This is a genomic window from uncultured Collinsella sp., assembly GCF_959026545.1.
In the GTDB taxonomy this organism is placed as follows: Bacteria; Actinomycetota; Coriobacteriia; order Coriobacteriales; family Coriobacteriaceae; genus Collinsella.
On sequence record NZ_CAUFLV010000004.1, the window covers coordinates 118,005 to 132,415 of the forward strand.

Sequence of the window (14,411 nt, forward strand, 5' to 3'; positions counted from 1 at the left end):
GGACAAAAGTCCACCAAAAGAACTACGCCCCTCCAGGACCGGGAGGGGTACCGAAAAGCTTTCACCTCAATCATCACATCAAATCACAATTGATTGAGAGTGAATTGTCAGAGCTCCGCCCTCGCACTTATCATTCCGCGCGCAGTTCGCGCAAGTGCTGTTTGAGCACGGAATGATAGGTACGAGGGCGGAGCGACGGGATCAGACCCAGCTAATCGCTACTTGCGGGCCATCTCGCCGATGTTGGCGATGCCGGCGAAGACCGATTCAAAGCGGTTGAGGAGGCGCAGGCGGTTTGCACGCAAGGCCTCATCCTCATCCATGACCATAACTTCGTCGAAGAACGCATCGATAGGCTCGCGCAGGGCCGCAAGAGCGGCGATTACCGCAGTGAAGTCCTTGGCGGACCGTGCCACATCGACGTTGGCCTGGGTGGCATCCGTGGCCTCGAGCAAGACTCTCTCAGCATCGCCCATCAGCGCGGAATCGACCTCGCTGCCAAGCACGGCATCGGCAAGATGGGCGGCGCGGGCATAGGCGGTGGCGAGGTTGTCAAACGCCTCGCGATCGTTGGCACGGGCGTCCTCAAGGGCGTGGGCGAGCTGGAAGTACTGCGCAGGCACAGTGACGCTGCCAGCGGAAACGGCGGCGACGGTATCGGCGGAGACCTTCTCATCGCGGACCATCTGCTCCATGCGACCCTTAATGAAGGCGCACACGGAAGCTTCCACCTCGTCCTTGTCGAATGCAAGTCCCTGCTCCAAGTACCCATCGAGCGCAGCTTCGACAATCGCCTCGTAGCCGCAGCCCAAACGATCACGAAGGATGTTCAGCACGCCGATTGCGGAACGACGAAGCGCGAAGGGGTCCTTGGAGCCGGTGGGCGGTTCGCCAATGGCGAACATGCCCGCGATGGTGTCGAGCTTGTCGGCCACGGCGACAACGCATCCGGCGATACCTTCGGGCAGCTCGTCTCCGGCAAAACGCGGACGGTAATGATCGCGAATCGCAGCGGCGACAGCAGGCTCCTCACCCGCGGCGGTGGCGTAGTACCCGCCCATCACGCCCTGCTGGCTCGTGAACTCGACAACAGCCGAGGAGACCAGGTCGGCTTTAGCGAGATGAGCGGCACGCTGGGCATCGGAGGCGGCATGCGCGCCCAAATGCGCCTCGTTGGCGATGGCGAGCGCCAGGTCCTCCATACGGTCGGACTTTTGCAGGACCGTACCGAGCTTCTTTTGGAAACCAACGTTTGCCAGGCGAGCACGGAACTCCTCAAGATCGATTTTGAGGTCCTCGTCGTAGAAGAACTTTGCATCGTACAGACGGGCGCGCACCACACGCTCGTTGCCGTCGACAACCGTTTCACTCACGGCCGGATCGGCATTCGAGACGACCACAAAAGCGCGGGTGAGCTTACCCTCCGCATCGTAGGTGGGGAAATAACGCTGGTTGGAGAGCATAGACTCGCAGATGATCTCGGAGGGCACGGCGAGGAACTCCTCGTCGAAATGGCCAACCAGAACCGTGGGCCACTCGCAGAGGTTCACAACCTCATCGAAGATTTTCGTGGGCGTGTCCACACGCACGCCGAGCTCGTCCTCGACACGAGCGATACCAGCGCGGATGACCTCCTCACGGCGCTCGGCCGAGAGCACATGCGCCGCTTCGAGAACCTGCTCGTAGGACGCGGCGCTGGAAACAACGTGCTCACCAGGCGACAAAACGCGATGACCGCGCGTGGTGGAGCCGCTCTTCACGTCGGCAAAGGAGACGGGTACGACCTCCTCTCCGAACAGGCAGCAGATCCAACGCACCGGACGCACGAACGTGGCATGCTCGCTCCCCCACCGCTGGCTACGGTAGTTAGGCCACTGAATGGCAGGGATGAGATCCTCGCACACGCGGGTAAGAATCGGAACAGCGGGCTCGGAAGGCGTGTTCTGCTCAGCGAAGACGTACTCGGTGCCGTCTGCGTCCTCGCGGCGGACGAGCTCCGCGGCGGTCATGCCATTCTTGCGGGCAAAACCCTCGGCCGCCTTGGTGGGATTTCCCTCGGCGTCGAATGCGATCTTTGCGGAAGGCCCGCGGAGAACGGAGTGAATCTCCTCCGTCGCCTCGGCGACGTCTAACACCAATGCAGCGAGACGACGCGGCGAAGAAATGATGCGAACGTCACCATGGGCCAGTCCAGCATCGTCCAGACCCTTGGAAATCAGGGTTTTGAGCTGCTTGACGGCGTTGTTGAGCGGAGCGGAGGGCATCTCTTCGACGCCAAGCTCGAATAGGAAATCACGGGTACCGGCCATTTACGCCACCTCCCCCTTCTGATTGGAAGCCTCGACGGCGGCATCACCGGCGACCTCGGCGAGATACGACTCACAACACGCCTTGGCAAGCGTACGCACACGCAGGATATAGGCTGCGCGCTCAGTTGCCGAAAGCGCACCGCGTGCATCGAGGATGTTGAAGCTGTGCGAGCATTTCATGACGCAGTCGTACGCAGGCAGCGGAAGCTTGGCATCGAGGCAGCTGTGGCACTCGGCCTCGAAATCATCGAACTTCTGACGCATCATCTCGATGTTTGCAATCTCGAAGTTGTACGCGGAGAACTCGCGCTCGTTCTCGAGAAAAACGTCACCGTAGGTCATGGGCGTACCATCGGGCAGGTAGCTCCACACAAGGTCGTACACGCTTGTGACGCCCTGCGCGTACATGGCGATACGCTCGAGACCGTAGGTGATCTCGACGGGCACCGGATCGCACTCAATGCCGCCAACCTGCTGGAAGTACGTGAACTGCGTGACCTCCATGCCATCGAGCCAGACCTCCCAGCCCAGACCCCAGGCACCGAGCGTCGGGCTCTCCCAGTCATCCTCGACGAAGCGCACGTCATGCTCGGCAGGGTCGAGACCGATGGCGGTGAGGGAATCGAGATACAGCTCCTGGGAGTTCTCGGGGCTCGGCTTGATGAGCACCTGGAACTGGTAATAGTGTTGCATACGGTTGGGATTCTCGCCGTAACGGCCATCGGCGGGGCGACGGCAGGGCTGCGGATAGCAGGCGCGCCAGGGCTGCTTACCCAAGCTGCGCAGGAGGGTTGCGGTATGGAAGGTACCGGCACCGACCTCGGAGTCATAGGGCTGCATGACGGTGCAGCCGTGGCCGGCCCAATAGGCCTCGAGCTTGAGGATCATGTCCTGGAACGTCAACGCATTCGGATTCATCTTGGCGTTGCTCCCCTTCAATCGTACGGTCAAACAAGTGATTATTTTAGCAGGATTACCGGATATGGCGTGCCACCTGCGACGCATCCCCGATACGTGCTACAAGGTTCCAATTCGGTCAATCGGCCAATAGCGGAAGAAGGCGATGCCAATGAGGTTCTCCTTAGGCGCGGGACCGAAGTAGCGCGAATCGGCAGAATTCTCCCGGTTATCACCCATGACCCAAATGTAGCCATCCGGAACGGTATAGGGAAAACTCACCTCGACGCCAGGCGCCTGGGTCACGAGCTCATAACTCGACCCCTGGGCATAGGGCTCATCAAGCGGAGATCCATCGATGTAGACGACGCCATCGATCAGGTCGACGGTCTGTCCACTCTGCGCAATCACGCGCTTAACGAGAATATCGTGCTCGGTGCCGGCAACTGGATTCTCGAATACGACGATCTGGCCGTCCTCGACATCGTGCCCCAAGTTCAACGTGAGCTTTTGCGCGAAGATGGTATCGCCCACCTGTATGGTGGGCTCCATCGACCCAGTTGGAACGGTAAACGGGGACAAAACGAAGGTGCGAATGAGGGCGAACACCGCGAAGGCGATGAGAAAGACGCCAACCCATTCGGCGATGGTCGAGAATATGCCGCGACGTTCAGACATTAAGCCTCCCCTGCCTTGGAGCCATGGAAACGTGTGATGAGCTCAGTGGCGAGCACGCGCTCGCCATTTGTAAGGCGTGCGGATTCGATCAGGTCGGGACGCCACCGGCACGTGCGCTCGAGGGCGCTTGCGCGGCGCCAGGCATCAACCTTGGCATGGTCGCCTGAAAGCAGCACCTCGGGCACGGCGTTACCGTTGAAGTCGGCGGGACGCGTGTACTGGGCATACTCGAGAAGGCCGCCATCTTCGCAGGTGGAAAATGATTCATCGACGCTTCCCATGTCATTGCCGAGGGCGCCCGGCAAAAGACGGATGATGGCGTCACTCACCACAAGCGCGGGAAGCTCGCCGCCCGTAAGGACGTAATCGCCAATCGAAAGACGCTCATCGGCCAGGGCGTAAGCACGCTCGTCCATGCCCTCATAGCGACCGCATACGAACAAGATGCGCTCGACGCTTGAGAGACGCTCTGCGACATGCTGGGTGAACGGCACGCCGCAGGGCGTGAAGAATACCACGCACGGACGGACATCACCGCGAGAAGAGATGTCGGTGATGGCGTCGTGAAGCGGCTCGACCTTCATGAGCATGCCAGCACCTCCGCCAAAGGGCGCATCGTCAACAGTGCGGTGACGATCGTGCGTCCAATCGCGCAGGTCGTAGCTCTTGAAGTCGAAAAGGCCACGAGAACGAGCGCGTCCCATAATCGAGGTGGACATATAGGGTTCGAAAAGCTCGGGAAAGACCGAGAGGGTCTCGATGAGCATGAGCACTCCCCTCGTGATTTACAGGTCGAGCAAACCGTCCATAACGCGAACAGAAATGGGGCCCTCCACCGGAATCGTGCTGACCACATCATCGATGACGGGAATCAGGACCTCGCCATGATCGGGGCCCTCAACGACCCAGACGTCATTCGCGGGCGTCTCCATGACTTCGGCGATATGCCCGAGCGAACCATGGCGCTCGTCAACGACCAATCGGCCAACGAGATCTTCGAATGCGGCGTCGAGCGGACCGAGTTCGAAATCGGCACAGCTGGCGAGGACGTAGCAACCGGCAATACCCTCGGCGGCATCCAGGTCATGCGCGCAAGAAAAGAGCACGCGGCCGCCATCTGCCGTCTCGGACACCGCTTCCACGGTCGAGATTCGCTCCCGCTTGAGGGCGGGGGGCGTCAGATGGACGCGCATCCCTTCGCTGAGTAAAAAGGGAAGGCCTCGCAGCGGAGCCACGAGAACCTCCCCCTTGGTGCCATGTGGACGAACCACACGGGCTATGTTCTTATACGAGGCCGGCACGACGTTAGCCCATGACCTCGACCTCGACGGAAGTGTCGAGTCGAGCGGCGAGGGCACGCGCGAGCGTGCGTATGGCCTTGATGGTGCGACCGTGACGCCCAATCACCTTGGCGACGTCGCCCTCGGAGACGGTCACCTCAATGGTGGAGGAACTTGCACCGTCGATGACCTCGAGACTCACACCGTCAGCATCATCGACGATGTTGACGACCAGATACTCGACCAGATCGGCGATGCGATCGGAGACGAGCTCCTCGCCCTCATCGAACTCGACGGTCTCGTCATCGAAGGTCTCGGAGATCAGATCCTCGGACACCGTTACTCCTCGGTGGCCTCAGCGGCGGCAGCAGCCTCTTCCTCGGCCTTACGAGCAGCCTCCTCGGCCTCCTTGGCAAGCTGCTTCTTGGACTTCTTGGGGGCTGCAGCGGCCTTCTCACCCTCGTTGGCGGCCTTCACCAGAGCGGCGACGGCGTCGGTGAGCTGAGCGCCCTTGGACTGCCAGTCGGCGATCTTCTCAAGGTCGAGGGAGATGGTCTTGGGGGTGGTCATGGGGTTGTAACGGCCAACCTCCTCGATGGGGCGACCATCGCGACGAGTGCGGGAATCGGCGACGACGACGCGGTAGTACGGACGCTTCTTGGAACCATGACGAGCGAGGCGGATCTTGACAGCCATGCAAACTCCTTCTTCTGCGCAGCTTCTCGCTGCATTCCTTACCAGGACAAATACTTTCGCCCAACGACTTGACGGGAAGCATTTGAGACCGGCTTCGTGCAGATAAGTCGCAAGCAATCCAGTATCTTATCTAAGATTTGCGGGAATGCAAGGGTGGAATCTTGCTTTCACGCAGCGTACATCCCGTGTTTTGGCTATACTCATCGTATGAGCAATATCGAACATACATACGGTTCTTTTGAAGACGACGTGTCCTTTGGAAACGCGCCCCTTTGGCATGGCAACGACGAAGCCCTCGATTCTGCGGCGTTTTCCGATGTGCTCTTTGGCACATGGAGTGGCCCCGCCATCGGGCTTTTGGACCTCGATGCGTTCTTCGCGAGCGTGGAGCAGCTCGATCATCCCGAATGGCGCGGCAAGCCGGTTATCGTGGGTGGCAGCCCCGAGAAACGCGGCGTGGTCTCCACCTGCTCGTATGAGGCACGTACGTACGGCGTCCATTCCGCCATGTCCTCGGCGCAGGCAACGCGCCTCTGCCCCGATGCCATTTGGACGCCAGGGCATTTCGCGCGTTATCGCGAGATGAGTACGCAGGTCATGGCGATTTTGGCAGACGAGACTCCCTACGTGGAACAAGTGTCCATCGACGAGGCATTTTTCGACATCTCGCCTGGACGTTTTACCCGCGAAAGCCCAATAGCCATCGCCCGTCGGATTTCTGACCGTGTGGCGGAGCTGGGAATCACCTGCTCAATTGGCCTGGGCCGTAATAAGACAGTGGCAAAAATCGCCAGCGAGCGCGAAAAGCCACGCGGTCTCACCGTGGTGCTTCCCGGCACCGAGGAAGGCTTCTTGGCACCACTGCCTGTCCGAGCCATGAGCGGCATCGGCAAGGCTGCGGAAAGTGCCCTTCATAAAGTGAGCATCCGTACACTCGGGCAGCTCGCTGGAGCCTCGAATACGCTTCTCTCCCCCATCTTCGGCGTCAATGCCGAGCTGGTGCGTCTACGCGCTGCTGGACGGGAAGTGAGCGAAGTCTCCGCTATCGATGCGCCCGAGGACGTGAAGTCGGTGAGCAACGAGCGGACGTTCTCTCGGGACCTCACGGATGTAACAGACGTGAAGTCGGCGATCCACCTGCTCTCCGAATCCGTAGGGCGAAGGTTGCGCCGTAAGAACCTCGCGGGCCGAACCGTCACACTCAAGCTCAAGTACTCCTTCGGCGAGGGGCGGACGATTCAGCGCAAGCTCACCCATGCGACCGACGACGAGAACGTGTTCGGAGCCGTTGCCTGCGAACTGCTTGAGAGTATCTGGAGCGTGGGCACGCACGTGCGCCTAGCCGGTGTAGGCGTGAGTGACTTCGGCATCGACGGTGCCGGTATCCAGACCGATTTGTTTTGCGAGGTTGACGAGCGGGGCGCCATGGCGAGCGACAAGCGCGATCTGGCTGTGACGCTCGACGCTGTGCGTGAGAAATTCGGTACCGATGCTGTCAGCTTCGGCCGCGCCACCCGCTTCAACGGCGACCTCGTCGACCCTGCCAAGTTCCTCAACCAAAACAAACCGACCGACTAGCCGGCATGGTGCAAGTGGGGTACGTCCCCAATTGCACCGCACGGCCGGAGGGCTCTACAGCTCGACGACGGGAGCATCGCCCCAGAGCTTTTCCAAGCGATAGTACTCGCGTGCCTCAGGCGTAAAGGAATGCACGATAACCGAGCCGTAGTCCATGAGGATCCAATTGCGCTCCTCGCGCCCCTCAATGGAGAACGGATGCTCGCCGCAAGCTTTGGCAACTTGCTCCTCGACCTCATCGACGATCGCATCGACCATACGCGTATTACTGCCGGTGGCAATCACGAAGTAATCGCACACGTCGGACAGCTCGGTAAGATCGATGATGCAGATGTCCTCGGCACCCTTGAAGGAGGCGGCGTCAGCCGCAGCGCGAGCGACCTCGATCGCGGGCACGCCAGAAGAGGAAAGCGAGGCGGAGGAGCGATCAACGGAGGCAGGGCCCTCCCCATCCTCAACGGGCTTGGCGTTCAAGCCGGCGGCATACTCAAGAAGCTGGGCATCGGTCATATCAGACATTGAATACCTTTCATGTTTAAAGCGTGCCAAGGGATACGTCCCCACATGACACACGGGCGCTATCTCGAACGTTTCACTGCGTACGCATTATAGATGTCAATTGCGGTTGGGTACAGATAGCGACCTGTGGAGATAACATACACAAGCCCCTGGGCGAACGTTTGGAAGAACAGTTCTTCCAGTGGCGCTGACCCCACCAGAGCGCGCAGACGCTCGGCATAATCGCCACGTCTACCCGGTTCGATCGCATCGGCAATGAACACGACCATATCGAGCGGGGTCATGTCGATCGCCCCTACCGTATGACGGGCGACCGCCTGGCACACCTCGGGAGCGATGCCTTCAAAGATATGCGGCAGCTCGTGGGCGGCGACGGGCCCATGCAACAGGCCGACCGCGCGCGTGGGAGATCCGGTCACCTTGACGCCGTATTGGGCGGCACGGGCAAGCAGCTCATGATCATCCAGCACCTTGTCCCAATCATGCGTAAGCCCGGCAAATGCGGCATGGTATTCGTCCACTTCGTAGGCACGAGCGAGGTCCACGGCCGTACGGGCAACGCCGAGCGAATGCTGATAACGCCGAGGCTTTTCCTTCATTCGAACCTCGAGCATGTTGCGAACGCGCTCGAGCTCGGCGGTCTGATCATGCACCATGGCCATTGCCGCTCCCCTCCTGTACGTACAGATCGTTCTTGCGAATATACCCCATCACGGACTCACTCGTCAGATAGCGGACGCTCTTTCCCGAGGCCACGAGCTCGCGAATGTTCGAGGAGCTGATGGCGAGCGCGGGAATCTCGATGTAACGAACGTCGAAATCGATGCCCGAGGCGGCGATGCGCGACTTAGCGGTCTCGATGTCGTACCCCGGGCGGGTCGCAGCGATCAAAGTCGCGAGTGAGGCGAGACGGTCGGCATCGTGCCATGCCAGAATGTCGATGATGGCGTCGGCTCCGGTAATAAAATACAGCTCGACGTTATCTGGATAGTGCCGGCGAAGCTCACTCAAGGTGTCGACGGTGTACGTGACGCCCGGACGGTCGATTTCGAAGCGGCTCGCGTAGAACGCGGCGTTGGCCGCCGTCGCCAGGACCGTCATGGCGTAACGGTCCTCGGGGTCACTCACACGCTTGTCCTGCTTGAACGCCGGCGAACCAGCAGGCATAAACAGGACAAGGTCCAAGTCAAGCGCCTCGCGAGCCTGCTCGGCGGTCACCAGGTGCCCGTAGTGGATGGGGTCGAACGTGCCGCCCATGATGCCGAGGCGATAGATTCGTTTGGAATCTGAGCCAAGCGAGGGCAGCAAGCGGCTGGGAGTCTCCATCCTACTCAGCATCCTCGGTATCGCCGCCGAGAGGCGCATCGTCAAGATCCACAACCTCGACAAGGCCTTCGAGGTCGTTGAACTCATCCTCGGCATCGTCATCCTCAATGCCCTCGAAGTCAAAGGCGTAACCCAGGATGCGTACCTCGTCGCCGTTCTTGCATCCCGCCTTGATAAGCGCATCGTCCACACCCATACGCGCCATACGGTGCTGGAGATAGATGATGGCCTCCTCGTTCTCCCAATCGGTCTGCACAACCATGCGCTCAACGTTGGTGCCGGTGACGCGCCAGGCACCCAGCTCCTCCTGCTCAACGTGGAACCGCTTGTCGCGGGCCTTACGAGCACGCTCCCACTTCTCATCATCAAACGCAGGAGCAGCCGCCTGCTCCTCGGCGAGGGCGCGACGCAGCTCACTCACGCGCTCACCGCAAGCGAGCATGAGCGTTTGAAGGCCGGCGCCGGTGAGGGCGGAGACGGCGAAGAACTCGTGCCCGTCGGCGAGCGCTGCCTGCTTGAGGGCCTGGACGCGATCTTGCATACCGCTCGCATCGCACTTATTGGCCACGACGATCTGCGGGCGATCCGCAAGCTCAGAGGCGTACCGGCGCAGCTCATCGTTGATAATGCGATAGTCCTCGAGCGGATCGCGTCCCTCGTAGCTGCCCGTGATGTCGACCACATGCAAGATGAGCGCCGTACGTTCAACATGACGAAGGAACTGGTGACCCAGACCCTTGCCCTCGGCAGCGCCCTCGATGAGACCGGGGACGTCGGCAACCACGTAGGAGTACTCGCCCGCGCGGACCATGCCGAGGTTCGGCACGAGCGTGGTGAACGGATAGTCGGCAATCTTGGGACGAGCGGCGCTCATGCGGGCAATGAGGGAAGACTTACCAACACTCGGGAAACCCACGAGTGCGGCATCGGCCATGAGCTTCATCTCAAGTTCGATCCAGTGCTCGATGGCAGGCTCGCCCTTCTGGGCGAACGCGGGGGCACGGCGCGTGGAGGTGACGAAATGCGGGTTACCCAAGCCACCCGTGCCACCCGGGGCCACGATGACGCGCTCTCCATCATGCGTGAGGTCGGCTATCTCATAGCTCGCTTCCATCGTGCTGGGATCGAGCTCACGGATAACCGTACCCATGGGGACCTTCAGCACGAGGTCGCGACCATCGGCACCGTCCTTTTTGGAGCCCTTGCCATGCGTGCCCGCCTCGGCGCGGAAGTGGTGCTTGAACCGATAATCGATAAGCGAGGAAAGCTGGGCATCGGCCTGGATGACGACGTCTCCGCCGTGACCGCCGTCGCCGCCGTCCGGGCCGCCTTTGGGCACAAACGCCTCGCGGCGGAACGACATGCAGCCCGCGCCGCCGTCGCCGCCCTTGACGTTGATGCGGCAAATGTCGGTGAACTGGGACATGGCGCCCCTTCCTTGTAAGATCAATCGAATATAGCCACGCGCGTGCCAATGGGGACGTACCCCTTTGGCACGCAGCGCATCAATGTATCCCATAGTAAAAGACTGCGCCACAAAGGCGTGCGTCCCCAGTGGCAGAACTCGCGGGTACACATAAAAACAAGGCTCCCGCACCAAGCGAGAGCCTTGCTCAAGATGCAAATGCAAAAAGGGTGAATTACGCCTCGACGGCAGGGTACACGTTCACGCGATGCTTAAGACCCTTGGTGAACTTAACCTTGCCCTCGACAAGCGCGAAGAGGGTGTCGTCCTTACCACGGCCGACGTTCTCGCCGGGGTGGATGTGGGTGCCGTTCTGGCGGACGAGAACCTCGCCGGCCTTCACGGTCTGACCGTCAAAACGCTTGGTGCCCAGACGCTGGCCGCGGGAGTCGCGACCATTGCGGGAGGAACCGAGACCTTTTTTGTGTGCCATGTCAGGTACCTGCTCTCTAACTACTTACAAATGGTGCGTCTACTCGGCGATGGGAGCCTCGGGCTCCTCGACCTTGGTGGTCTTCTTGGCGGCACGGGACGTGGCCTGGACCTTGGTGATCTTCAGCTTGGTGAGCTGCTGACGATGGCCCTTGAGACGGTGATAGCGCTTGCGCTTGTGGAACTTGTAGACGAGCTGCTTCTCGCCCTTGAACTGCTCCAGGATCTCAGCAGTGACCTTAGCCTTGGCGAGCTTGGCAGGATCCGTGACGATCTTCTTGCCGTCGTTGAGGAAGATAACCTCGAGCTCGACCTTGGAACCGGTCTCGCCCTCGATCTTCTCGACGGTGATGACGTCATCGGTGGCGACTTTATACTGCTTGCCGCCAGTAGAAACGATTGCGTACATATTCTTGCCCTTCATGCATCAGTTGTGCAACAGTCGGATATGGTATCAGGTGGTTTGTGGCACGTCAACGGATTAATACAACGTTTTCCCTGCATATTCACAGGTTCGACAAAGCCTCCGCTGCGCTACGCGCCGTAAGGCTCCCCTCTGGTGCCTCAAGCTCATGGCCCAGCGGGTGGACCTCACTCGCGTCGTCTATGCGGATACGCTGTGAGCAGCGCTCGACATTATACGACGAAATAGTCATGAGCTTCTGAATACCGGTGGAGACGATCTCCTCGTCGACGCCCGGCTCAAGCCCACGTAGCGCTTGATCGAGGGCGGCCACGATAATCTCGGGGCGAAGCGAGCCCTCGTTGTCGCAGCGTGTGTTGAGTTCGAGCCAGATGCGACCATCGGGCATAACGCGGTGGCTGCAGCCCTTGAGCAGATGGCGAACGTCCAGGGATTTGGTCTTCTTGCCTCGACGATACGGGATCTCGGCGCTTTGGTCATACCACCCAGAGAGGACCTGCGAGACCGCCTCGTCCGTCACGGAAAACCCGGGGTTGACGAAAACCTCAAGTAGGTAGTGGACTTCGTTGATCTCCGCTGTGAGCGCCGGGCGACGAAGCTCCACGTACGCCGCGCCAAGGGGACGCAGGTCGACGGGGGCAGCGCCCTGCAGGAGCTTCAGCGCGACCTCGGCGGGAACAAGCTCCGTCAGATACACGTCGAAATACTCGGCCGTGGAGGACGTGCCCACGGGCAGCGCGGAGGTGTAGGCGATGCGCATATGCGGCGAAAAGCCCTGGGTAACCGCATAGGGAAGCTTGGCGCGGCGCACGATCTGCTCGACGGTGTGGATCAACTCGAGATGCCCCAGATACTTGAGGCGCCCCAACTTGGGATAGGCCACGCGGAGGCGGAAAAGCGTGGGCTCGGATGCGTTCGTCATGCGCGCTCACCAACCAAGACGTTATCGGCTTTCAGGGTCGGGCACACACCGCAGCCCGTGCAGGACTCGCGCGTGCAGTCGGGCGTGGTGACGCCCTCGAGGGAGCGGCGATATTCGCGCAGGAGGAACCCGCGGGACACGCCGGGGCTCACATGCTCCCAGGGAAGGTGCCAATCGAGCTCGAAAGACTCTTGGGCGAGCGCCCTCAAGTCCATGCCGAGTTCGGAAGCCGCCTCCTCCCAGCGCTCGAGCTCGAACTGTTCGGTCCACGCGTCGAAGCGCTGGCCGCGCCTCCAGGCGCCTTCGATGAGGGGGGCGATATCACGCCCGCCGCGGCTCATGACCGCCTCGACGAGCGAGGTAGCGGCGTCATGGCAGTGGATGCGCACGGCACGGTTCTTGACCGAGTGGAACAACAATTGCTGGCGGCGCTTCACCTCTGCGTCGTCGAGCTGCGGGCACCACTGGAACGGGGTATGGGCCTTGGGGATGAACACCGACACCGAAATGGAGACGGAGATGCCGCCACGCTGCTCCTTGGGGACGACCTCGCGCGCGATCTCGAGCGTGTGGTCGGCGAGCTCGGCGATGGCGACGATATCCTCGTCGGTCTCCCCCGGCAGCCCCATCATGAAGTACAGCTTGATGCGACGCCAGCCGGCCTCGAAGGCCGCGCGGGTGGCGCGCTCGAGGTCCTCCTCGGTCACGTTCTTGTTGATGATGTCGCGCATGCGCTGACTGCCCGCCTCCGGTGCGAAGGTGAGACCGCCCTTCTTCTCCCCCGCCACGGCGGCGGCCATGTCGACACCGAAGGAGTCGAGGCGCTGCGACGGCACGGAGATGGAGATGCCGGTATCGCCTAGTCGCCTGTTTAGGCGGTTCAAGATCTCGGCGCACTTGGAATGGTCGGTAGTGGAGAGGGAGTTGAGGGAGACCTCGTCGTAACCCATATGGGCGAGCCCGCCCGTCACGGCGGAGACCACCTGGTCGGCGGAGCGCTCGCGCACCGGGCGGTACGTCATGCCGGCCTGGCAGAAGCGGCACCCGCGGGCGCAGCCGCGCAGCACCTCGACGCACAGGCGGTCCTGGACGATCTGCATGTAGGGGACGACGGCCTGGGGCACGGGGTTGGTGGCGCCGAAGTCCTTGACCACGCGCTTGTAGACCACGGGCTGCACGTCCTCGCCCTCTCGCGGGACCGTGTAGCCGTGAGGCGAGCAGGGCTCGTCGTGGCGCACCTCGTAGAGGGAGGGGACGTAGACGCCGCCGATCTTCGAGAGCTCGCGGAGCATCTCGTGACGGGAGGCACCAGCGTCGCGCAGCTCGCGATGACGCTGACAGAACTCGACGATCTGCTCCTCGCCCTCGCCGATCATCATGCAGTCGAAAAACGGCGCGAGGGGCTCGGGGTTGTAAACGGACGGTCCGCCGCAGATGACGATGGGGTCGTCCTCGCCGCGGTCAGCCGCATGCAGCGGAATGCCGGCGAGGTCGAGGCCCTCGAGGTAGTTGGTGCAGGCCATCTCGTGCGGGACGTGGAATCCCACCACGTCGAAGGATGCGATGGGCGCCGCGCCCTCAAGTGAGAGCAACGGGATGCCGGCGGCCCGCATCTCATCGGCCATGTCGACCCAAGGGATGTAACCGCGCTCGCAGGAAAGGCCCTCTGCCTCGTTGAGGTTACGGTACAGGATGGCAATGCCCTGGTTGGGCAGACCAACTTCATAGACATCCGGGTAGATGAGCGCACAGCGGTGCTCGGCCTCGGGCTTATACAGAGCACCCCATTCGTGGTTGATGTAGCGCGTGGGCTTCTCGACGCGTGCCAAAAGTGGCTCGAGCTCCGAGAAGCGGTTTTCGTAGGCAACGCGCACGGCGATGTCTC

The 14,411-nt window shown here is 61.2% G+C and carries 16 protein-coding genes; 1 reads left to right on the forward strand and 15 read right to left on the reverse strand.

What is annotated here, in order from left to right; all coding sequences use genetic code 11:
• Positions 1 to 218: 218 nt before the first annotated feature.
• The 7 genes from glyS to rpsP all read right to left on the reverse strand — a co-directional run bounded on the left by glyS (position 219) and on the right by rpsP (position 5,860).
• A complete protein-coding gene (gene glyS, locus Q5Q88_RS03415; RefSeq protein ID WP_302741779.1) occupies positions 219 to 2,309 on the reverse strand; it encodes a glycine--tRNA ligase subunit beta in 2,091 nt (696 codons plus the stop codon).
• A complete protein-coding gene (locus Q5Q88_RS03420; protein ID WP_294158615.1) occupies positions 2,310 to 3,227 on the reverse strand; it encodes a glycine--tRNA ligase subunit alpha in 918 nt (305 codons plus the stop codon). It lies immediately after the preceding gene.
• Positions 3,228 to 3,326: 99 nt separating this feature from the next.
• Entirely contained in the window at positions 3,327 to 3,884 is a 558-nt protein-coding gene (gene lepB / locus Q5Q88_RS03425) for a signal peptidase I (protein WP_302741781.1), read from the reverse strand.
• Positions 3,884 to 4,651 (reverse strand): tRNA (guanosine(37)-N1)-methyltransferase TrmD, encoded by a 768-nt coding sequence (gene trmD, locus Q5Q88_RS03430; protein WP_294122085.1) that lies wholly within the window; start codon positions 4,649 to 4,651, stop codon positions 3,884 to 3,886. Before trmD ends, lepB begins: the two co-directional genes overlap by 1 nt.
• Before the next feature lie 18 nt (positions 4,652 to 4,669).
• A complete protein-coding gene (locus Q5Q88_RS03435; RefSeq protein ID WP_368076129.1) occupies positions 4,670 to 5,242 on the reverse strand; it encodes a ribosome maturation factor RimM in 573 nt (190 codons plus the stop codon).
• Complete coding sequence (locus Q5Q88_RS03440) at positions 5,190 to 5,501, reverse strand: KH domain-containing protein (RefSeq protein WP_294158622.1); 312 nt, start codon at positions 5,499 to 5,501, stop codon at positions 5,190 to 5,192. Before Q5Q88_RS03440 ends, Q5Q88_RS03435 begins: the two co-directional genes overlap by 53 nt.
• Before the next feature lie 2 nt (positions 5,502 to 5,503).
• Entirely contained in the window at positions 5,504 to 5,860 is a 357-nt protein-coding gene (gene rpsP, locus Q5Q88_RS03445; protein ID WP_006721173.1) for a 30S ribosomal protein S16, read from the reverse strand.
• 249 nt (positions 5,861 to 6,109) lie between these two features.
• Between rpsP and dinB the strand changes: the two genes are divergently transcribed.
• Positions 6,110 to 7,438 carry a DNA polymerase IV gene (gene dinB / locus Q5Q88_RS03450; RefSeq protein WP_302741786.1) on the forward strand — a complete coding sequence of 443 codons (1,329 nt, stop codon included), beginning with the start codon at positions 6,110 to 6,112 and terminating at the stop codon, positions 7,436 to 7,438.
• A 54-nt stretch (positions 7,439 to 7,492) separates the two neighbouring features.
• Here the strand turns inward: dinB and rsfS are convergent, their stop codons facing one another.
• The 8 genes from rsfS to Q5Q88_RS03490 all read right to left on the reverse strand — a co-directional run bounded on the left by rsfS (position 7,493) and on the right by Q5Q88_RS03490 (position 14,400).
• Positions 7,493 to 7,957, reverse strand: a complete 465-nt coding sequence (rsfS, locus tag Q5Q88_RS03455; protein ID WP_118653895.1) for a ribosome silencing factor — start codon at positions 7,955 to 7,957, stop codon at positions 7,493 to 7,495.
• A gap of 59 nt (positions 7,958 to 8,016) precedes the next feature.
• Positions 8,017 to 8,619 (reverse strand): bis(5'-nucleosyl)-tetraphosphatase (symmetrical) YqeK, encoded by a 603-nt coding sequence (yqeK, locus tag Q5Q88_RS03460; RefSeq protein ID WP_294122073.1) that lies wholly within the window; start codon positions 8,617 to 8,619, stop codon positions 8,017 to 8,019.
• Positions 8,603 to 9,283, reverse strand: a complete 681-nt coding sequence (gene nadD, locus Q5Q88_RS03465) for a nicotinate-nucleotide adenylyltransferase (protein WP_118653897.1) — start codon at positions 9,281 to 9,283, stop codon at positions 8,603 to 8,605. The genes yqeK and nadD overlap by 17 nt, the downstream gene beginning before the upstream one ends.
• A 1-nt stretch (position 9,284) precedes the next feature.
• Positions 9,285 to 10,709, reverse strand: a complete 1,425-nt coding sequence (gene obgE, locus Q5Q88_RS03470; protein WP_294158627.1) for a GTPase ObgE — start codon at positions 10,707 to 10,709, stop codon at positions 9,285 to 9,287.
• Positions 10,710 to 10,923: 214 nt separating this feature from the next.
• Positions 10,924 to 11,181, reverse strand: coding sequence for a 50S ribosomal protein L27 (gene rpmA / locus Q5Q88_RS03475; protein WP_006721167.1), 258 nt, complete (start codon positions 11,179 to 11,181; stop codon positions 10,924 to 10,926).
• A gap of 39 nt (positions 11,182 to 11,220) precedes the next feature.
• Complete coding sequence (rplU, locus tag Q5Q88_RS03480; protein ID WP_294122069.1) at positions 11,221 to 11,589, reverse strand: 50S ribosomal protein L21; 369 nt, start codon at positions 11,587 to 11,589, stop codon at positions 11,221 to 11,223.
• Between the two features lie 97 nt (positions 11,590 to 11,686).
• Positions 11,687 to 12,526 carry a TIGR03936 family radical SAM-associated protein gene (locus Q5Q88_RS03485; RefSeq protein ID WP_294122067.1) on the reverse strand — a complete coding sequence of 280 codons (840 nt, stop codon included), beginning with the start codon at positions 12,524 to 12,526 and terminating at the stop codon, positions 11,687 to 11,689.
• Positions 12,523 to 14,400 (reverse strand): TIGR03960 family B12-binding radical SAM protein, encoded by a 1,878-nt coding sequence (locus tag Q5Q88_RS03490; RefSeq protein ID WP_294158629.1) that lies wholly within the window; start codon positions 14,398 to 14,400, stop codon positions 12,523 to 12,525. Before Q5Q88_RS03490 ends, Q5Q88_RS03485 begins: the two co-directional genes overlap by 4 nt.
• Positions 14,401 to 14,411 lie beyond the last annotated feature (11 nt).